At 68.8% G+C, this 13,480-nt stretch carries 13 protein-coding genes; 8 read left to right on the plus strand and 5 right to left on the minus strand.

Translation table 11 applies throughout. The features are described from left to right. Nucleotide 1 precedes the first annotated feature (1 nt). A complete protein-coding gene (locus LOK44_RS03340) occupies nt 2-355 on the minus strand; it encodes an oxidoreductase (RefSeq protein ID WP_237568631.1) in 354 nt (117 codons plus the stop codon). A gap of 162 nt (nt 356-517) precedes the next feature. Between LOK44_RS03340 and sucB the strand changes: the two genes are divergently transcribed. From sucB to LOK44_RS03365, 5 genes are read left to right on the plus strand one after another with little or no spacing between them, the layout of a single operon-like run. After that, nucleotides 518-2,365: a 2-oxoglutarate dehydrogenase, E2 component, dihydrolipoamide succinyltransferase gene (gene sucB / locus LOK44_RS03345; protein WP_237568632.1), complete on the plus strand. Its 1,848-nt coding sequence runs from the start codon at nt 518-520 to the stop codon at nt 2,363-2,365. A 4-nt stretch (nt 2,366-2,369) separates the two neighbouring features. Next, on the plus strand, nt 2,370-3,275 hold the full coding sequence (locus LOK44_RS03350) for a TIGR01777 family oxidoreductase (protein WP_237568633.1): 906 nt from the start codon (nt 2,370-2,372) through the stop codon (nt 3,273-3,275). Between the two features lie 19 nt (nt 3,276-3,294). Then, nucleotides 3,295-4,020 carry a lipoyl(octanoyl) transferase LipB gene (gene lipB / locus LOK44_RS03355; protein ID WP_237568634.1) on the plus strand — a complete coding sequence of 242 codons (726 nt, stop codon included), beginning with the start codon at nt 3,295-3,297 and terminating at the stop codon, nt 4,018-4,020. Continuing rightward, nucleotides 4,017-4,952: a lipoyl synthase gene (gene lipA / locus LOK44_RS03360; RefSeq protein WP_237568635.1), complete on the plus strand. Its 936-nt coding sequence runs from the start codon at nt 4,017-4,019 to the stop codon at nt 4,950-4,952. The genes lipB and lipA overlap by 4 nt, the downstream gene beginning before the upstream one ends. A gap of 48 nt (nt 4,953-5,000) precedes the next feature. Next, nucleotides 5,001-5,756 carry a DUF4191 domain-containing protein gene (locus tag LOK44_RS03365; RefSeq protein WP_237568636.1) on the plus strand — a complete coding sequence of 252 codons (756 nt, stop codon included), beginning with the start codon at nt 5,001-5,003 and terminating at the stop codon, nt 5,754-5,756. A 31-nt stretch (nt 5,757-5,787) separates the two neighbouring features. On the opposite strand, the gene LOK44_RS03370 is transcribed toward LOK44_RS03365, so the two are convergent. Next, nucleotides 5,788-6,264 carry an RDD family protein gene (locus LOK44_RS03370; protein ID WP_237568637.1) on the minus strand — a complete coding sequence of 159 codons (477 nt, stop codon included), beginning with the start codon at nt 6,262-6,264 and terminating at the stop codon, nt 5,788-5,790. A gap of 137 nt (nt 6,265-6,401) precedes the next feature. On the opposite strand from LOK44_RS03370, the gene glnA reads away from it, so the two are divergent. The 3 genes from glnA to LOK44_RS03385 all read left to right on the plus strand — a co-directional run bounded on the left by glnA (nt 6,402) and on the right by LOK44_RS03385 (nt 8,944). After that, nucleotides 6,402-7,838: a type I glutamate--ammonia ligase gene (gene glnA / locus LOK44_RS03375; RefSeq protein WP_163916823.1), complete on the plus strand. Its 1,437-nt coding sequence runs from the start codon at nt 6,402-6,404 to the stop codon at nt 7,836-7,838. A gap of 71 nt (nt 7,839-7,909) precedes the next feature. Then, nucleotides 7,910-8,350 carry a DoxX family protein gene (locus tag LOK44_RS03380; RefSeq protein WP_237568638.1) on the plus strand — a complete coding sequence of 147 codons (441 nt, stop codon included), beginning with the start codon at nt 7,910-7,912 and terminating at the stop codon, nt 8,348-8,350. A 51-nt stretch (nt 8,351-8,401) separates the two neighbouring features. Continuing rightward, nucleotides 8,402-8,944: a DoxX family protein gene (locus tag LOK44_RS03385; RefSeq protein ID WP_237568639.1), complete on the plus strand. Its 543-nt coding sequence runs from the start codon at nt 8,402-8,404 to the stop codon at nt 8,942-8,944. On the opposite strand, the gene LOK44_RS03390 is transcribed toward LOK44_RS03385, so the two are convergent. Genes LOK44_RS03390 through LOK44_RS03400 form a run of 3 tightly spaced genes read right to left on the minus strand, consistent with a single transcriptional unit; the run spans nt 8,938 to nt 13,433 of the window. Beyond that, nucleotides 8,938-9,804 (minus strand): TIGR03619 family F420-dependent LLM class oxidoreductase, encoded by an 867-nt coding sequence (locus LOK44_RS03390; protein WP_237568640.1) that lies wholly within the window; start codon nt 9,802-9,804, stop codon nt 8,938-8,940. The two genes, LOK44_RS03385 and LOK44_RS03390, sit on opposite strands and share 7 nt — an antisense overlap. Then, entirely contained in the window at nt 9,801-10,457 is a 657-nt protein-coding gene (locus LOK44_RS03395) for a PaaI family thioesterase (protein WP_237568641.1), read from the minus strand. The genes LOK44_RS03390 and LOK44_RS03395 overlap by 4 nt, the downstream gene beginning before the upstream one ends. Further along, nucleotides 10,458-13,433: a bifunctional [glutamine synthetase] adenylyltransferase/[glutamine synthetase]-adenylyl-L-tyrosine phosphorylase gene (locus LOK44_RS03400; RefSeq protein WP_237568642.1), complete on the minus strand. Its 2,976-nt coding sequence runs from the start codon at nt 13,431-13,433 to the stop codon at nt 10,458-10,460. Between the last annotated feature and the right edge of the window lie 47 nt (nt 13,434-13,480).

A 13,480-nucleotide genomic window follows, 5' to 3' on the forward strand; every position in this document is an offset into this window, starting at 1 on the left:
TTCAGCGATCTTCGAGTTCGCGACGCGCCGCACGCTTGCGCTCGATGCGTCGCTTCTCGTCATAGTCGCGCATCCGCTGCGGATAGCCGACCTTCTGTACGTCGTAGACGGGAATCCCGAGTTGGGCGTTCAGCTTGCGGGCACCGGCCTGCCCGCCCACGCGGCGGCGCGTCCACTCGCCGTCGGCGGCGACGAGTACCGCAGTGACCTCGGTGACGGTGGTCTGAGGTTCGATGAACGCCTCGACACCGGTGTGGGTGGCTACCCACTGCTTCAGGTACCCGAGGTTGGCCGCTGAGTCCGCTTTGCTGGTACGGCCACCGCGGCGACGTCGCAACCTGTCGAACAGCCCCAACTCGACCCGACTCCCTTCGGCACGGAAGTGCCAACGCTTGATTCGATAGTGCCAGAGCGCGCCGTGTGCAGGTCTGCGACGACCAACGCACCCGGACGTGGAAGGATGGGCAACGCGATATTTCGACCTGGCACGCGCGACCGTTCGAGGGAGTCAACACACATGGCCATCTCCGTCCAGATGCCCGCACTCGGTGAGAGCGTCACGGAGGGGACGGTGACCCGCTGGCTCAAGCAGGAGGGCGACACCGTCGAAGTCGACGAGCCCCTGCTCGAGGTGTCGACCGACAAGGTCGACACCGAAATCCCTTCTCCCGCGGCCGGTGTTCTGACCAAGATCATCGCCCAGGAGGACGACACCGTCGAGGTCGGTGGTGACCTCGCCACGATCGGCGAAGAGGGCGAAGGCGGGTCCGACGATTCGGGGTCCGACGATGCCGATTCCGATGCAGCTTCCGACGACGAGCCCGCCGAGGCAGAGTCTCCCGCCGAGGAACCCGCCGCGCAGTCCGAACCTGCCGCCGAGGAGACCGAGGCGGAGCCCGAGCCCGAGAAGCCGGCGAAGAAGCCCGCAGCCTCCGGCGGCGGCGACGCCACGTCGGTCAAGATGCCGGAGTTGGGCGAGTCCGTGACCGAGGGCACCGTCACCCGGTGGCTCAAGGAGGTCGGCGACAGCGTCGAGCTCGACGAGCCCCTCGTCGAGGTATCCACCGACAAGGTCGACACCGAGATCCCCTCCCCGGTGGCGGGCACGCTGTTGGCCATCACCGCCGAGGAGGACGACGTCGTCGAGGTCGGCGGCGAACTTGCCAAGATCGGCTCGGCGGACGCGGCATCCGAAGCAGAGCCAGAGCCCGAACCGGAGCCAGAGCCCGAGCCAGAGCCCGAGCCAGAGCCCGAACCCGAGGCGAAGGAAGAGCCGAAGCCGGAACCGAAGGCCGAGCCCGAGGAAGAGCCCAAGCCGGAACCGAAGGCCGAGCCCAAGGAAGAGCCCAAGGAAGAGCCCAAGCCGGAACGCAAGGAAGAGCCGAAGGCGCCTGCCGCGACCGCCGAGGCCTCAGGGTCCGACGGTGGCCCGTACGTCACTCCCCTGGTTCGCAAGCTGGCGACCGAGCACGGCGTCGATCTGGCGTCGGTGAAGGGCACCGGCGTCGGCGGCCGGGTCCGCAAGCAGGACGTGCTCGCGGCTGCCGAGGCCAAGAAGGCTCCCGAGCCCACCCCGGAGCCCTCGGCTCCCGCGGCCGCACCCGCCGCCGCGAAGTCGGCTCCTGCCCCGAAGCTGGCGCATCTGCGTGGCACCACGCAGAAGGCGAACCGGATCCGCCAGATCACGGCCAAGAAGACCCGGGAGTCGCTGCAGACCACCGCGCAGTTGACGCAGACCCACGAGGTCGACCTGACCAAGATCGTGGCGCTGCGGGCGCGGGCAAAGGCCAGCTTCGCCGAGCGCGAGGGCGTCAACCTGACGTTCCTGCCGTTCTTCGCCGTCGCCGTGGTCGACGCACTCAAGGCGCACCCGAACGTCAACGCCAGCTACGACGAGGACAGCAAGCAGATCACCTACTACGACGCCGAGCACCTTGGCTTCGCCGTCGACACCGAGCAGGGACTGCTGTCCCCGGTGGTGCACAACGCGGGTGACCTGTCGCTGGGCGGGCTGGCCCGCGCGATCGCCGACATTGCGGCACGCGCGCGTTCGGGCAACCTGAAGCCCGACGAGCTGTCCGGCGGCACGTTCACCATCACCAACATCGGCAGTCAGGGCGCACTGTTCGACACGCCGATCCTGGTTCCGCCGCAGGCGGCGATGCTTGGCACCGGTGCGATCGTCAAGCGTCCGAGGGTGATCGTCGACGAGTTCGGCAACGAATCGATCGGCGTCCGGTCGGTGGCCTACCTGCCGCTGACCTACGACCACCGTCTGATCGACGGTGCCGACGCGGGCCGTTTCCTGACCACCATCAAGCGGCGACTCGAAGAAGGGGCGTTCGAGGCCGACCTCGGGCTCTAATCCCGTGTCGGTCATCGCGATCGCCGGCTCGTCCGGTGTCATCGGCACGGCGCTCGTCAGTGCGCTGCGGGCCGCTGATCACCGGGTGGTCCGGCTCGTCCGACGCGCGCCTGCCCACGCCGACGACGTGTTCTGGAACCCGGACACCGGCGAGTTCGACACCGGCGTGCTCGACGACGTCGACGCCGTGGTGAACATGTGCGGTGTCGGCGTCGGGGACAAGCGCTGGTCCGGGTCCTTCAAGCAGAGCCTGCGCGACAGCCGGATCGGCCCGACCGACGTCCTGTCCAACGCGGTGGCCGATGCCGGGGTGCCGGTGCTCGTCAACGCGAGCGCGGTCGGCTTCTACGGCGACACGCGCAACCGCGTCGTCGACGAGACCGCGCCACGCGGCGACGGGTTCCTCGCCAAGTTGTGCGAGGACTGGGAGGCCGCCACCGCCGCGGCGCACGCAGCCGGTGCGCGGGTGGTGCTGGCACGCACCGGGCTCGTCCTGTCGCCGTCCGGTGGCGTGCTCGCTCGGCTGCGGCCGTTGTTCGCGTTCGGCCTCGGCACACGCCTTGGCAACGGCAAGCAGTACATGGCGTGGATCAGCCTCGAGGATCAGGTTCGGGCGCTGCTGTTCGCCATCGACCACGACGACGTGTCGGGGCCGGTGAACTTCACCGGCCCCGCGCCGGTGACCAACGCCGAGTTCACCGCAGCGCTGGGGCGGACACTGCACCGGCCCACGCCGACGGTGGTGCCGGGCTTCGCACTGCGTGCGGTCGTCGGCGAGTTCGCCGACGAGGGCCTGCTCGCCGGCCAGCGGGCCATCCCCGCGGCGTTGGAGCGGGCGGGCTTCGAGTTCCGGCACAACACGATCGGCGAGGCGCTGGCCTACGCGACGGCAGCCAAGGACGGCGGATAGCGGGCGTACCGTGACAGGCATGTCTTCTGCCCCGGTGCGGGCCTCGGTCCGCGCGGAATCGTCACCGATCGACGTTCGGCGGCTCGGCACGCTGGACTACGAGTCCGCCTGGCAGTTGCAGCGCGAGACGGCCGACGCCAGGGTCGCCGGCGGTCCCGACACTCTGCTGCTGCTGGAACACCCCCCGACCTACACGGCGGGCAAGCGCACCGAACCGCACGAGCGCCCCGACCCCACGGTCTCCGGCGGAATCCCGGTCGTCGACACCGACCGCGGCGGCAAGATCACCTGGCACGGTCCCGGTCAGCTCGTCGGCTACCCGATCATCGGTCTGGCGCAGCCGATGGACGTCGTGAAGTTCGTTCGCCGCCTTGAGGATTCGCTGATCTCGGTGTGCACGGCGCTCGGCGTCCCTGTCGGCCGGGTGGAGGGTCGTTCCGGGGTGTGGGTACCCGCCGACGGCCCGCGGCCGACGCGCAAGATCGCGGCCATCGGCATCCGGGTGGCCAGGGGGACGACGCTGCACGGCTTCGCGCTGAACTGCGACTGCGATCTCGGCGCGTACTCCTCGATAGTGCCCTGTGGCATCTCCGATGCAGGCGTGACGTCATTGTCGGCCGAGCTGGGCCGGACGGTCGGCGTCGCGGACGTCGTCGACATGGTCGCCGACGCCGTCGCCGATGCTCTCGACGGCCGCATCGCGGTCGGTGCGGCGTCGGTCGCGAGCGTAGAATCGGCCCAGTGACTATCGCCCCCGACGGCCGCAAATTGCTGCGGCTCGAGGTCCGCAACGCCGAGACCCCCATCGAGCGCAAGCCGCCGTGGATCAAGACGACGCTGAAGACCGGCCCGGAATACAAGGAACTCAAGGCGCTGGTGCGCCGTGAGGGTCTGCACACGGTGTGCGAGGAGGCGGGCTGCCCCAACATCTACGAGTGCTGGGAGGACCGCGAAGCGACCTTCCTCATCGGCGGCGAACAGTGCACCCGGCGGTGCGACTTCTGCCAGATCGACACCGGCAAGCCCGCCGAACTCGACCGTGACGAACCGCGCCGCGTCGCCGAGAGCGTGCAGGCAATGGGCCTGCGGTACTCGACGGTGACCGGCGTCGCGCGCGACGACCTGCCCGACGGCGGCGCCTGGCTGTACGCCGAGACGGTCCGCCAGATCCACGCGCTCAACCCGAACACCGGCGTCGAGCTGCTGGCGCCGGACTTCAACGCGATCCCCGAACAGCTCAACGAGGTCTTCGAGTCACGTCCCGAGGTGTTCGCGCACAACGTCGAGACGGTCCCCCGCATCTTCAAGCGGATCCGTCCGGCCTTCCGGTACCAGCGCAGCCTCGACGTCATCACGGCGGCGCGCGAGTTCGGTCTGGTCACCAAGAGCAATCTGATCCTCGGCATGGGCGAGACGCCCGACGAGGTGCGGACCGCGCTCGTCGACCTGCATCAGGCGGGCTGCGACATCATCACCATCACGCAGTACCTGCGTCCGTCGCTGCGGCACCACCCGGTGGAACGCTGGGTCAAGCCCGAGGAGTTCGTCGAGCACTCGAAGTTCGCCGAGGAGGTCGGTTTCTCCGGTGTTCTGGCCGGTCCGCTGGTGCGGTCGTCGTACCGCGCGGGCAGGCTCTACGCCGAAACCGCACGCATCCGGGCGGCGTCGGCGTCCTGATGTCCGGCGGGGCATGGGGAATGCCCAAGCCACCCGTATCCTGATCCAATGGCGAAAAAGCGCAATACCGCCGAGATGAAGGCCGCCAAGGCCCAGGCGAAGGCCACGCGGAAGGCTGCCTCCAAGGAGCGGCGCAGTCAGCTGTGGCAGGCATTCCAGATCCAACGCAAGGAGGACAAGCGCCTCCTGCCGTACATGATCGGCGCATTCGTCGTGATCGTCGGCATCGCGGTGGCCGCCGGGCTGATCGCAGGCAGCACCTTCACGCTGATCGCGCTGATCCCGTTGGGCATCCTGCTCGGTGCGCTGGTCGCGTTCATCATCTTCGGTCGGCGCGCGCAGAAGTCCGTCTACCGCAAGGCCGAGGGGCAGACCGGTGCTGCGGCCTGGGCGCTGGACAACCTGCGCGGCAAGTGGCGCGTCACGCCGGGCGTCGCGGCGACGGGCCACTTCGACGCGGTGCACCGCGTGATCGGCCGTCCTGGGGTGATCTTCGTCGGCGAGGGGTCGGCGAACCGGGTGAAACCGCTACTGGCCCAGGAGAAGAAGCGCACGGCACGGCTCGTCGGTGACGTACCGATCTACGTCATCGTCGTCGGCAACGGCGAGGGTGAGGTGCCGCTGTCGAAGCTGGAACGCCACCTGACCAAGCTGCCCGCCAACATCACGGTCAAGCAGATGGACTCGCTGGAGTCGCGTCTCGTCGCGCTGGGCTCGCGCGTCGGCCCGGCCGCCATGCCGAAGGGTCCGATGCCGGGCAACGCCAAGATGAAGGGCGTGCAGCGCACCGTACGTCGTCGATGAGCGCTTGCGCGAAGAGCATGAACCCGCTGACCTAGCGCCGGACGATCGCGGTGCCGGTGGCCTTGTCCTGCAGTCCGCGGCCGTCGGTGTCGGTGAACAGCGGCGGAACGACGAGCGCGATCAGCAGGCCGCGCACCAGCGCGCGGCCCATTCCGACGTGGATGCGGTTGTCGACGGACGCGACGCGCAGGCCGAGCGCGGCCTGGCCCGGGGTGAAGCCGAACAGCCGCACCGCGATGACGCCGAGGATCAGCCAGATCACCAGGACCGCGGTCGAGAGCACGTTCATCGACACCAGGCCCATCGACATGGCCAGCGCACCCAGCCCGTAGGCGATGAACCAGTCGATGGCCAGCGCCCCGATTCGGCGACCCCAGCCGACCAGCGAGCCGCTGCCCGACGGGGGCAGGCCGAGCTGCTGGCCGGGGTACTCGTTGGGTCCTGCGCTCGGGTCGCCCGCCTCGGGTTGGGGCGGACCGGAGAGCCAAGAACCGAAGGTGCGGGCCATGTGGTCCAGCATATGGCGAGCGCGATCGGCCCCGGGAATCAATGACGCGTAACGTCGGCGCAACATGCGGTTGACTGCCGTGCAACATCGTGTCCATAGCGTCAGTCGGCGGGTAACCAGTCAAAGGAGATTTCTCAGTGGCAGAAAAGACGGCCGACGACATCATCAAGACGATCCAGGACGAGAAGGTCGAGTACGTCGACATCCGTTTCTGCGATCTGCCGGGTGTCGTCCAGCACTTCTCGATCCCGGCCTCGGCGTTCGATGAGAGCGTCTTCGAGGACGGCCTCGCGTTCGACGGCTCGTCGGTCCGCGGCTTCCAGTCCATCCACGAGTCGGACATGATGCTGCTGCCCGATCCCGAGACGGCGCGCATCGACCCGTTCCGCAAGGCCAAGACGCTGAACCTCAGCTTCTTCGTGCACGACCCGTTCACCCGCGAGGCCTACTCCCGCGACCCGCGCAACGTGGCCCGCAAGGCGGAGAACTACCTCGCCAGCACCGGCATCGCCGACACCTGCTTCTTCGGTGCCGAGGCCGAGTTCTACATCTTCGACTCGGTGACGTTCGACTCCAAGATCAACGGCACCTCCTACGAGGTCGACTCCGAGTCCGGCTGGTGGAACACCGGCGAGCCGTTCGAGGCCGACGGCAGCCCCAACCTGGGCTACAAGGTGCGCCCCAAGGGCGGCTACTTCCCCGTCGCCCCGTACGACCACTACGTCGACCTGCGCGACGAGATGGCCACCAACCTCCAGAACGCCGGCTTCATCCTCGAGCGCGGCCACCACGAGGTCGGCACCGCGGGCCAGGCGGAGATCAACTACAAGTTCAACACCCTGCTGCACGCGGCAGACGACGTGTTGCTGTTCAAGTACATCATCAAGAACACGGCGTGGAAGAACGGCAAGACCGTCACGTTCATGCCCAAGCCGCTGTTCGGTGACAACGGTTCCGGCATGCACGCCCACCAGTCGCTGTGGAAGGACGGCCAGCCGCTCTTCCACGACGAGTCGGGCTACGCGGGCCTGTCGGACCTCGCCCGCCACTACATCGGCGGCATCCTGCACCACGCGCCGTCGCTGCTGGCGTTCACCAACCCGACGGTGAACTCCTACAAGCGCCTGGTTCCCGGCTACGAGGCACCGATCAACCTGGTGTACAGCCAGCGCAACCGCTCGGCGTGCGTCCGCATCCCGATCACCGGCAACAACCCGAAGGCCAAGCGTCTCGAATTCCGTTGCCCGGACAGCTCGGGCAACCCGTACCTGGCGTTCGCGGCGATGCTGATGGCAGGCATCGACGGCATCAAGAAGAAGATCGAGCCGCTGACGCCCGTCGACAAGGACCTCTACGAGCTGCCGCCGGACGAGGCCGCCGCGATCCCGCAGGCGCCCACCTCGTTGTCCGCGGTCATCGACAAGCTCGAGGAGGACCACGAATACCTCACCGAGGGTGGCGTGTTCACCGAGGACCTGATCGAGACCTGGATCTCGTACAAGCGTGAGAACGAGATCATGCCGATCCAGATCCGGCCTCACCCGTACGAGTTCTCGCTCTACTACGACGTGTAAGTCGGTCCGACACGCGATTTCACCCGCCCGGTTCGCCGGGCGGGTGGTTTCGTCTCAGTAGGGTCTGCGCCATGACGAACTTCGAGTCGAAGCTGACCGCCTTCACGCCGACGGCGGTGAGCGTGTTCCGCATCGTGTTGGGCCTGCTGTTCACGATCCGCGGCACGCAGAAGCTGTTCGACTGGCCGATCGCCGCACCGGTGGACATCGCGTTCGGCTCGTTCCCGCTGTGGTGGGCCGGCGTCATCGAACTCCTCGCGGGCCTTCTGATTCTCATCGGTTTCGTCACCCGGTTCGCCGCGTTCATCGCGTCGGGCCAGATGGCCTTCGCGTACTTCATGACGCATCAGCCGAAGGGCTCGTGGCCCGTCGAGAACGGTGGCGAACTCCCCGTCGTCCTGTGCTTCGGATTCCTGCTGTTGGTCTTCACCGGCGGCGGTGCGTATGCACTCGACGCGATGCGCGCCCAGCCCGCCCGCAAGCGTGGGCGTGCGAGGACGTCGGTCCGGTAACGGTCGGGTGAAGCTGGGAAGATCCTGAGCGTCGCGGCGTAGGGTTTGCCCATGGCGACCTTCGAGAATCGGCTCGCGGGCTTTTCCTCCCCCGTCCTGAGCGTCTTCCGCATCATCTTCGGACTCCTCTTCACCCTGCACGGCACCATGAAGGTGTTCGGCTGGCCCCTCGGCGCTGCCATTCCCGTTGGTACGTGGCCGGGCTGGTGGGCCGGGATCATCGAATTGGTCACGGGCCTACTGATTTTGGTGGGGCTGTTCACCCGAATTGCCGCGTTCATTGCGTCGGGTCACATGGCCGTCGCCTACATCTGGCAACACTGGCCAAATGGCTTCTGGCCGTACGACGCAGGCGTGGGCGGCAATGGCGGCGAGCCCGCGCTGATGTACTGCTTCGCATTCCTGCTCCTGGCCGCACTCGGCGGTGGGTCGCTGTCACTCGACGCCCGCCGTCGCGGCGCCATGGTCGGCGGCGGTGTACGTGGCCAACGCGTCGTCAGCGGCACTGCTGCGCCGGGTGGCGGCGTGGTCACCGGACGGGGTGCGGCACCTCGCGGCGGATTGCTCAGCCGGTTCCGCCGCAACCGCTACTGAGCTGAGTCGAGGCCGAGGTCCTTGCGGAACCGCTTCATGCCGTCGATCTTCTCGCTCAGCGACGCCGTCGGTCCGCTGTAGAACATCCAGGGCATCGTGATGATGCCGTCGATGCCTGCGGCCTCTGCCCGCGCGTAGTGCTCGGGGGTGAAGGCGTCGGTGAGCGGTGTGATGACGGTGAAGTCGTCCATGCCCGAGTCGTTTTCGGCACGCAGCGCGCGTATCCGATCGACCGAGGCGATCGCCTGCTCGGTGGTGATCAGATCGCCGATCCAGCCGTCGTTGCGGGCGGCGCGGCGCAGCGCGACGTTCGACAGCCCGCCGACGTAGATCGGGATGTGTGGCGGCGTGGGTTCCATCTCCAGTCGCGGCGTCGTGTAGAACTCGCCGTCGAACTCGGTCCATCCCGGCTGCCACAGCGCCCGCATGAGTTCGAGCATCTCGTCGGTGCGCTTGCCGCGGCGGTCGAACCGCTGGCCCATGAGGGTGAACTCCTCCTCGCACCAGCCGACGCCGATGCCGAGCTCGAGCCGCCCCTCGGCCAGACAGGCCGCCGTGCCGATGGCCTTGGCCGCCGAGTACGGGTCGCGCATCGCCGGCAGGTAGACGGTCGTGACGAACTTCAGCCTGCTCGTCGCCAGCGCGATCGCGCCGATCATCACCCACGGATCGGGCCAGTGCGTGAACGCCTCCCAGCGACGCGAGCCGTCCTTCGTGTACGGGTAAGGCGTCTCGAGGGTTTCGAGGTTGATCACGTGATCCGGGATGCCCATGCCCTCGTACCCGAGATCGTCTGCGGCCTTGGCCACTTCGACGACCTCCTTGATGTCGAGGAACGCCGTGCTGACGTAGAACCTCACGCGCTGTCCCTGACACCCGCGTCGTCCCGAGCCCACGCCGGCCTTATGAACACCCCATCGGCCTCGACGGTGTGCCCCTGCGCGTCCCCGAGATAGCCGCGGGCGTAGGTCTTGATGCCCTCGGTGCGCTCGATGAACGCCTCCGCCCGGACCGGGCCCAGCGGGGTCCCGCGCATGTACTTCAGCGTGATCGTCCCGGTGAACAGTGGCTTGGTGAGCCCGTCGCTGGCCGCCTCGCCGAGGATGTGGTCGAGCACCAGGGCGCAGATGCCGCCGTGCACCAGGCCGGGCGGACCCTCGTAGGCCGGGCCGAGCGTGAACTCCGCCCAGCAGGTGCCGTCGGGTTCGTGGCGGATGTCCATCGGCGGGGCGATCGCATTGCGCAGTCCGACAGCCGGATTCGCCCATGCCAGCGGCCTGCCGGTATCTGCGTGCCGCAGCGTCGAGGTGGTGTCGCGCTGCGTGCGTTCGAGCACCTCGGTCGCCAAGTCGATGGCCGCCTTGGCCTGCCGGATCTCGTCCTCGTCCACCCCGGTGCGGATGCCCGCGGCGATCAGCCTGCGCATCGACTCGGTGAGCGGCTCGTAGGCGGCGCGCAGCCGGTCGTATTCGTCGGCGGTGATCACGTCGAACGGAAAGTCCTGCATCGCCATCTATTCTCCGAAGATTCTGCGCACCACGGTCTTCGCGCGGCGCGTCACCCGTAGGTAGTTGTCCAGGAATTCACTACCGTCGCCGTTGGCCCACCCCGCGGCCTGCGCCACGGCGTTGAGCTGACGGCCGGGCCCAGGGAGTTGGTCGGTCGGCTTGCCCTTGACGAGCACGAGCGCGTTGCGGGCCTTGGTCGCCGTCAGCCACGCCTGCCGCAGCAGGTCGACGTCGCCTTCGGCGATGAGTTCGGCCGCACCGATGGCGTTGAGTGTCTCGAGGGTCGAGGTGTTGTGCAGCGCGGGGATCCGGTGCGCGTGACGCAGCTGCAGCAGTTGCACCGTCCACTCGATGTCGGCCAGCCCGCCGCGACCGAGCTTGGTGTGGGTGTTCGGGTCGGCGCCGCGCGGCAGTCGCTCGGCGTCGACGCGCGCCTTGATGCGCCTGATCTCCTGCACGGCCGACGCGGACACGCCGTCGGGCGGGTACCGGATGTCGTCGATCATCAGCAGGAACCGCTGCCCCAGATCCTCGTCGCCGGCGACGCAGTGCGCGCGCAGCAGCGCCTGCACCTCCCACGTCTGCACCCACTGGGCGTAGTAGGCGCGATAGGACGCGAGCGTGCGGACCAGCGGGCCGCTGCGCCCCTCGGGACGCAGGTTGGCGTCGACCTCCAGGGGCGGGTCACCGCTGGGCGTGCCGAGCCTGGCGCGTACCTGCTCGGCGATCGAGGTGGCCCACTTCACGGCGACGGATTCCTCTGCGCCGCCGACGGGTTCGCACACGAACATGACGTCCGCGTCCGACCCGTAGCCGAGTTCCTTGCCACCGAGGCGCCCCATGCCGATGACCGCGATGACGGCGGGTGGCCCGCCCGCGGGCGTGCTGGCGCGGGTCACCGCGTCGAGCGCGGCCTGCAGCACGGCCACCCACACCGAGGTCAGCCCCTTGCACACCTCGGTGACCTCGAGCAGACCGAGCAGGTCGGCGGAGGCGATGCGGGCCAGCTCCCGCCTGCGCAGGGTCCGTGCCGCGGCGATCGCACGCACCGGGTCGGAGTGCCGGCCAGACGAGGCGACCAGCGACCGGGCGAACCCGTCGGGTTCGACTTCGAGGAGTTTGGCGCCGTTGGGCCCGTCGGCGTACTGCCGGATCACCTCAGGGGCCCGCAGCAGCAGATCGGGCACGTATGCCGACGTGCCGAGCACCCGCATGAGCCGCTTGGCCACGGCGCCCTCGTCGCGCAGCGCCGCGAGATACCAACGCTCGTCGGCGAGTTCCTCGCTGATGCGGCGATATGCGAGCAATCCGGCGTCCGGGTCGGGCGTGTCGGACAGCCAGTCGAGCAGGGTGGGCAGCAGCACCTGCTGCACGCGTCCGCGCCTGCCGCCGTGACTGGTCAGCGCGGCCAGGTGGGTCAGCGCACTCTGAGGCCCCTCGTAACCCAGTGCGGCGAGCTGCCTTTCGGCGGCCTGGGCGCTCAGGCTCGCACTCAGTTCCACCGTGGGAGAAGCGACCGACTCGAGCAGCGGCTGATAGAACAGCTTGGCGTGCAGCCGGGAGACGCGCAGGCTTTGCCGTTTCAGCTCCTCGCGCAGCACGCCGACCGCGTCGTGTTGACCGTCGGGTCGCACGTGGGCAGCGCGCGCCAGCCAGCGCATGGCCTCCTCGTCGTCGAGTTCGGGCAGCATGTGGGTGCGCTTGAGCCGCTGCAGCTGCAGCCGGTGCTCGAGCAGCCGAAGGAATTCGTAGGACGCCGTCAGGTTCGCCGCGTCGTCCCGTCCGACGTAGCCGCCCTCGCCGAGCGCCGACAGCGCGTCGACGGTCGAGGAGACGTGCAGTGCGTCGTCGGTGCGGCCGTGGACGAGTTGCAGTAGCTGCACGGCGAATTCGACGTCGCGCAGCCCGCCGGTACCCAGCTTGAGTTCGCGGTCGCGCACCCCGGCGGGGACGAGTTCCTCGACGCGGCGGCGCATGGCCTGGACGTCGGGCACGAAGTCCGGCCGCTCGCACGCGGTCCACACCATCGGCATCAGCGCGTCGACGTATTGGGCGCCGAGGTCGGCGTCACCCGCGGCGGGGCGCGCCTTGAGCAGGGCCTGGAATTCCCAGGTCTTGGCCCAGCGCTCGTAGTAGGCGACGTGCGACTCCAGCGTGCGGACGAGCTGCCCCTGCTTGCCCTCGGGCCGTAGTGCCGCGTCGACCTCGAAGAAGGCGTCGCCGGCGAACCGCATCAGTTCGCCTGCGACGCGGGTGTTCAGCGCCATGCTGGAGTGCGCGGCGTCGTCGGTGACGAAGATGACGTCGACGTCGCTGACGTAGTTGAGTTCGCGCGCACCGCATTTGCCCATGGCGATCACCGCGAGCTTCGGCGCGTCGGTGTCGGGACCGCACACGGTCCGGGTGGCGACGACGAGTGCGGCCGCCAGCGCGGCGTCCGCCAGATCGGACAGGTGCCTGCCGACGGTGGTGAAGGCCAGCACGGGTTCGTTCTCCACGGTGGGAGCGACGTCCAGCGCGGCCAGGATCAGCAGCCGGTCGCGGTACAGCGACCGCAGTGCGGGTACCGCCGCCGGGCCGGTGACGTTCTCGGCGGCCTCGACGAACTCGCGCACGAGTTGCTCGGCCGACGGGAGCCCGACGTCGCCGGCCAGCAGCTGCCATGACCGGGGCCGGGCCACCAGGTGGTCGCCGAGGGCCAGCGACGAGCCGAGCACGCCGAAGAGGCGGCCCCGCAGGGGTTTGTCGGTGAGCAGGGCGCGGTTCAGCTCGTCCCAGTCCCCGCCGAGCGCCTCGGCGAGGCGCACGATGGCGCGCAGGGCCTCGTCGGCCTCGGGGGCGCGCGACAGCGACCACAGAAGTTCGACGTGGGCGTCGGTGTTCCAGCCGAGCCGGTCGAGGTCGTCGCGTGCGGTGGGAGCGACCAGGCCCAGCCTGCCGACACTGGGCAGCGTGGGTCGCTGCGTCGCGGGTTTGGCCACGGTCCGAACTTAGCGCAGCGGCCACTGCCCCCGGTTACGCAGACGGG

The organism is Mycolicibacterium lacusdiani (genome assembly GCF_021916785.1).
Classification (GTDB): Bacteria; Actinomycetota; Actinomycetes; order Mycobacteriales; family Mycobacteriaceae; genus Mycobacterium; species Mycobacterium lacusdiani.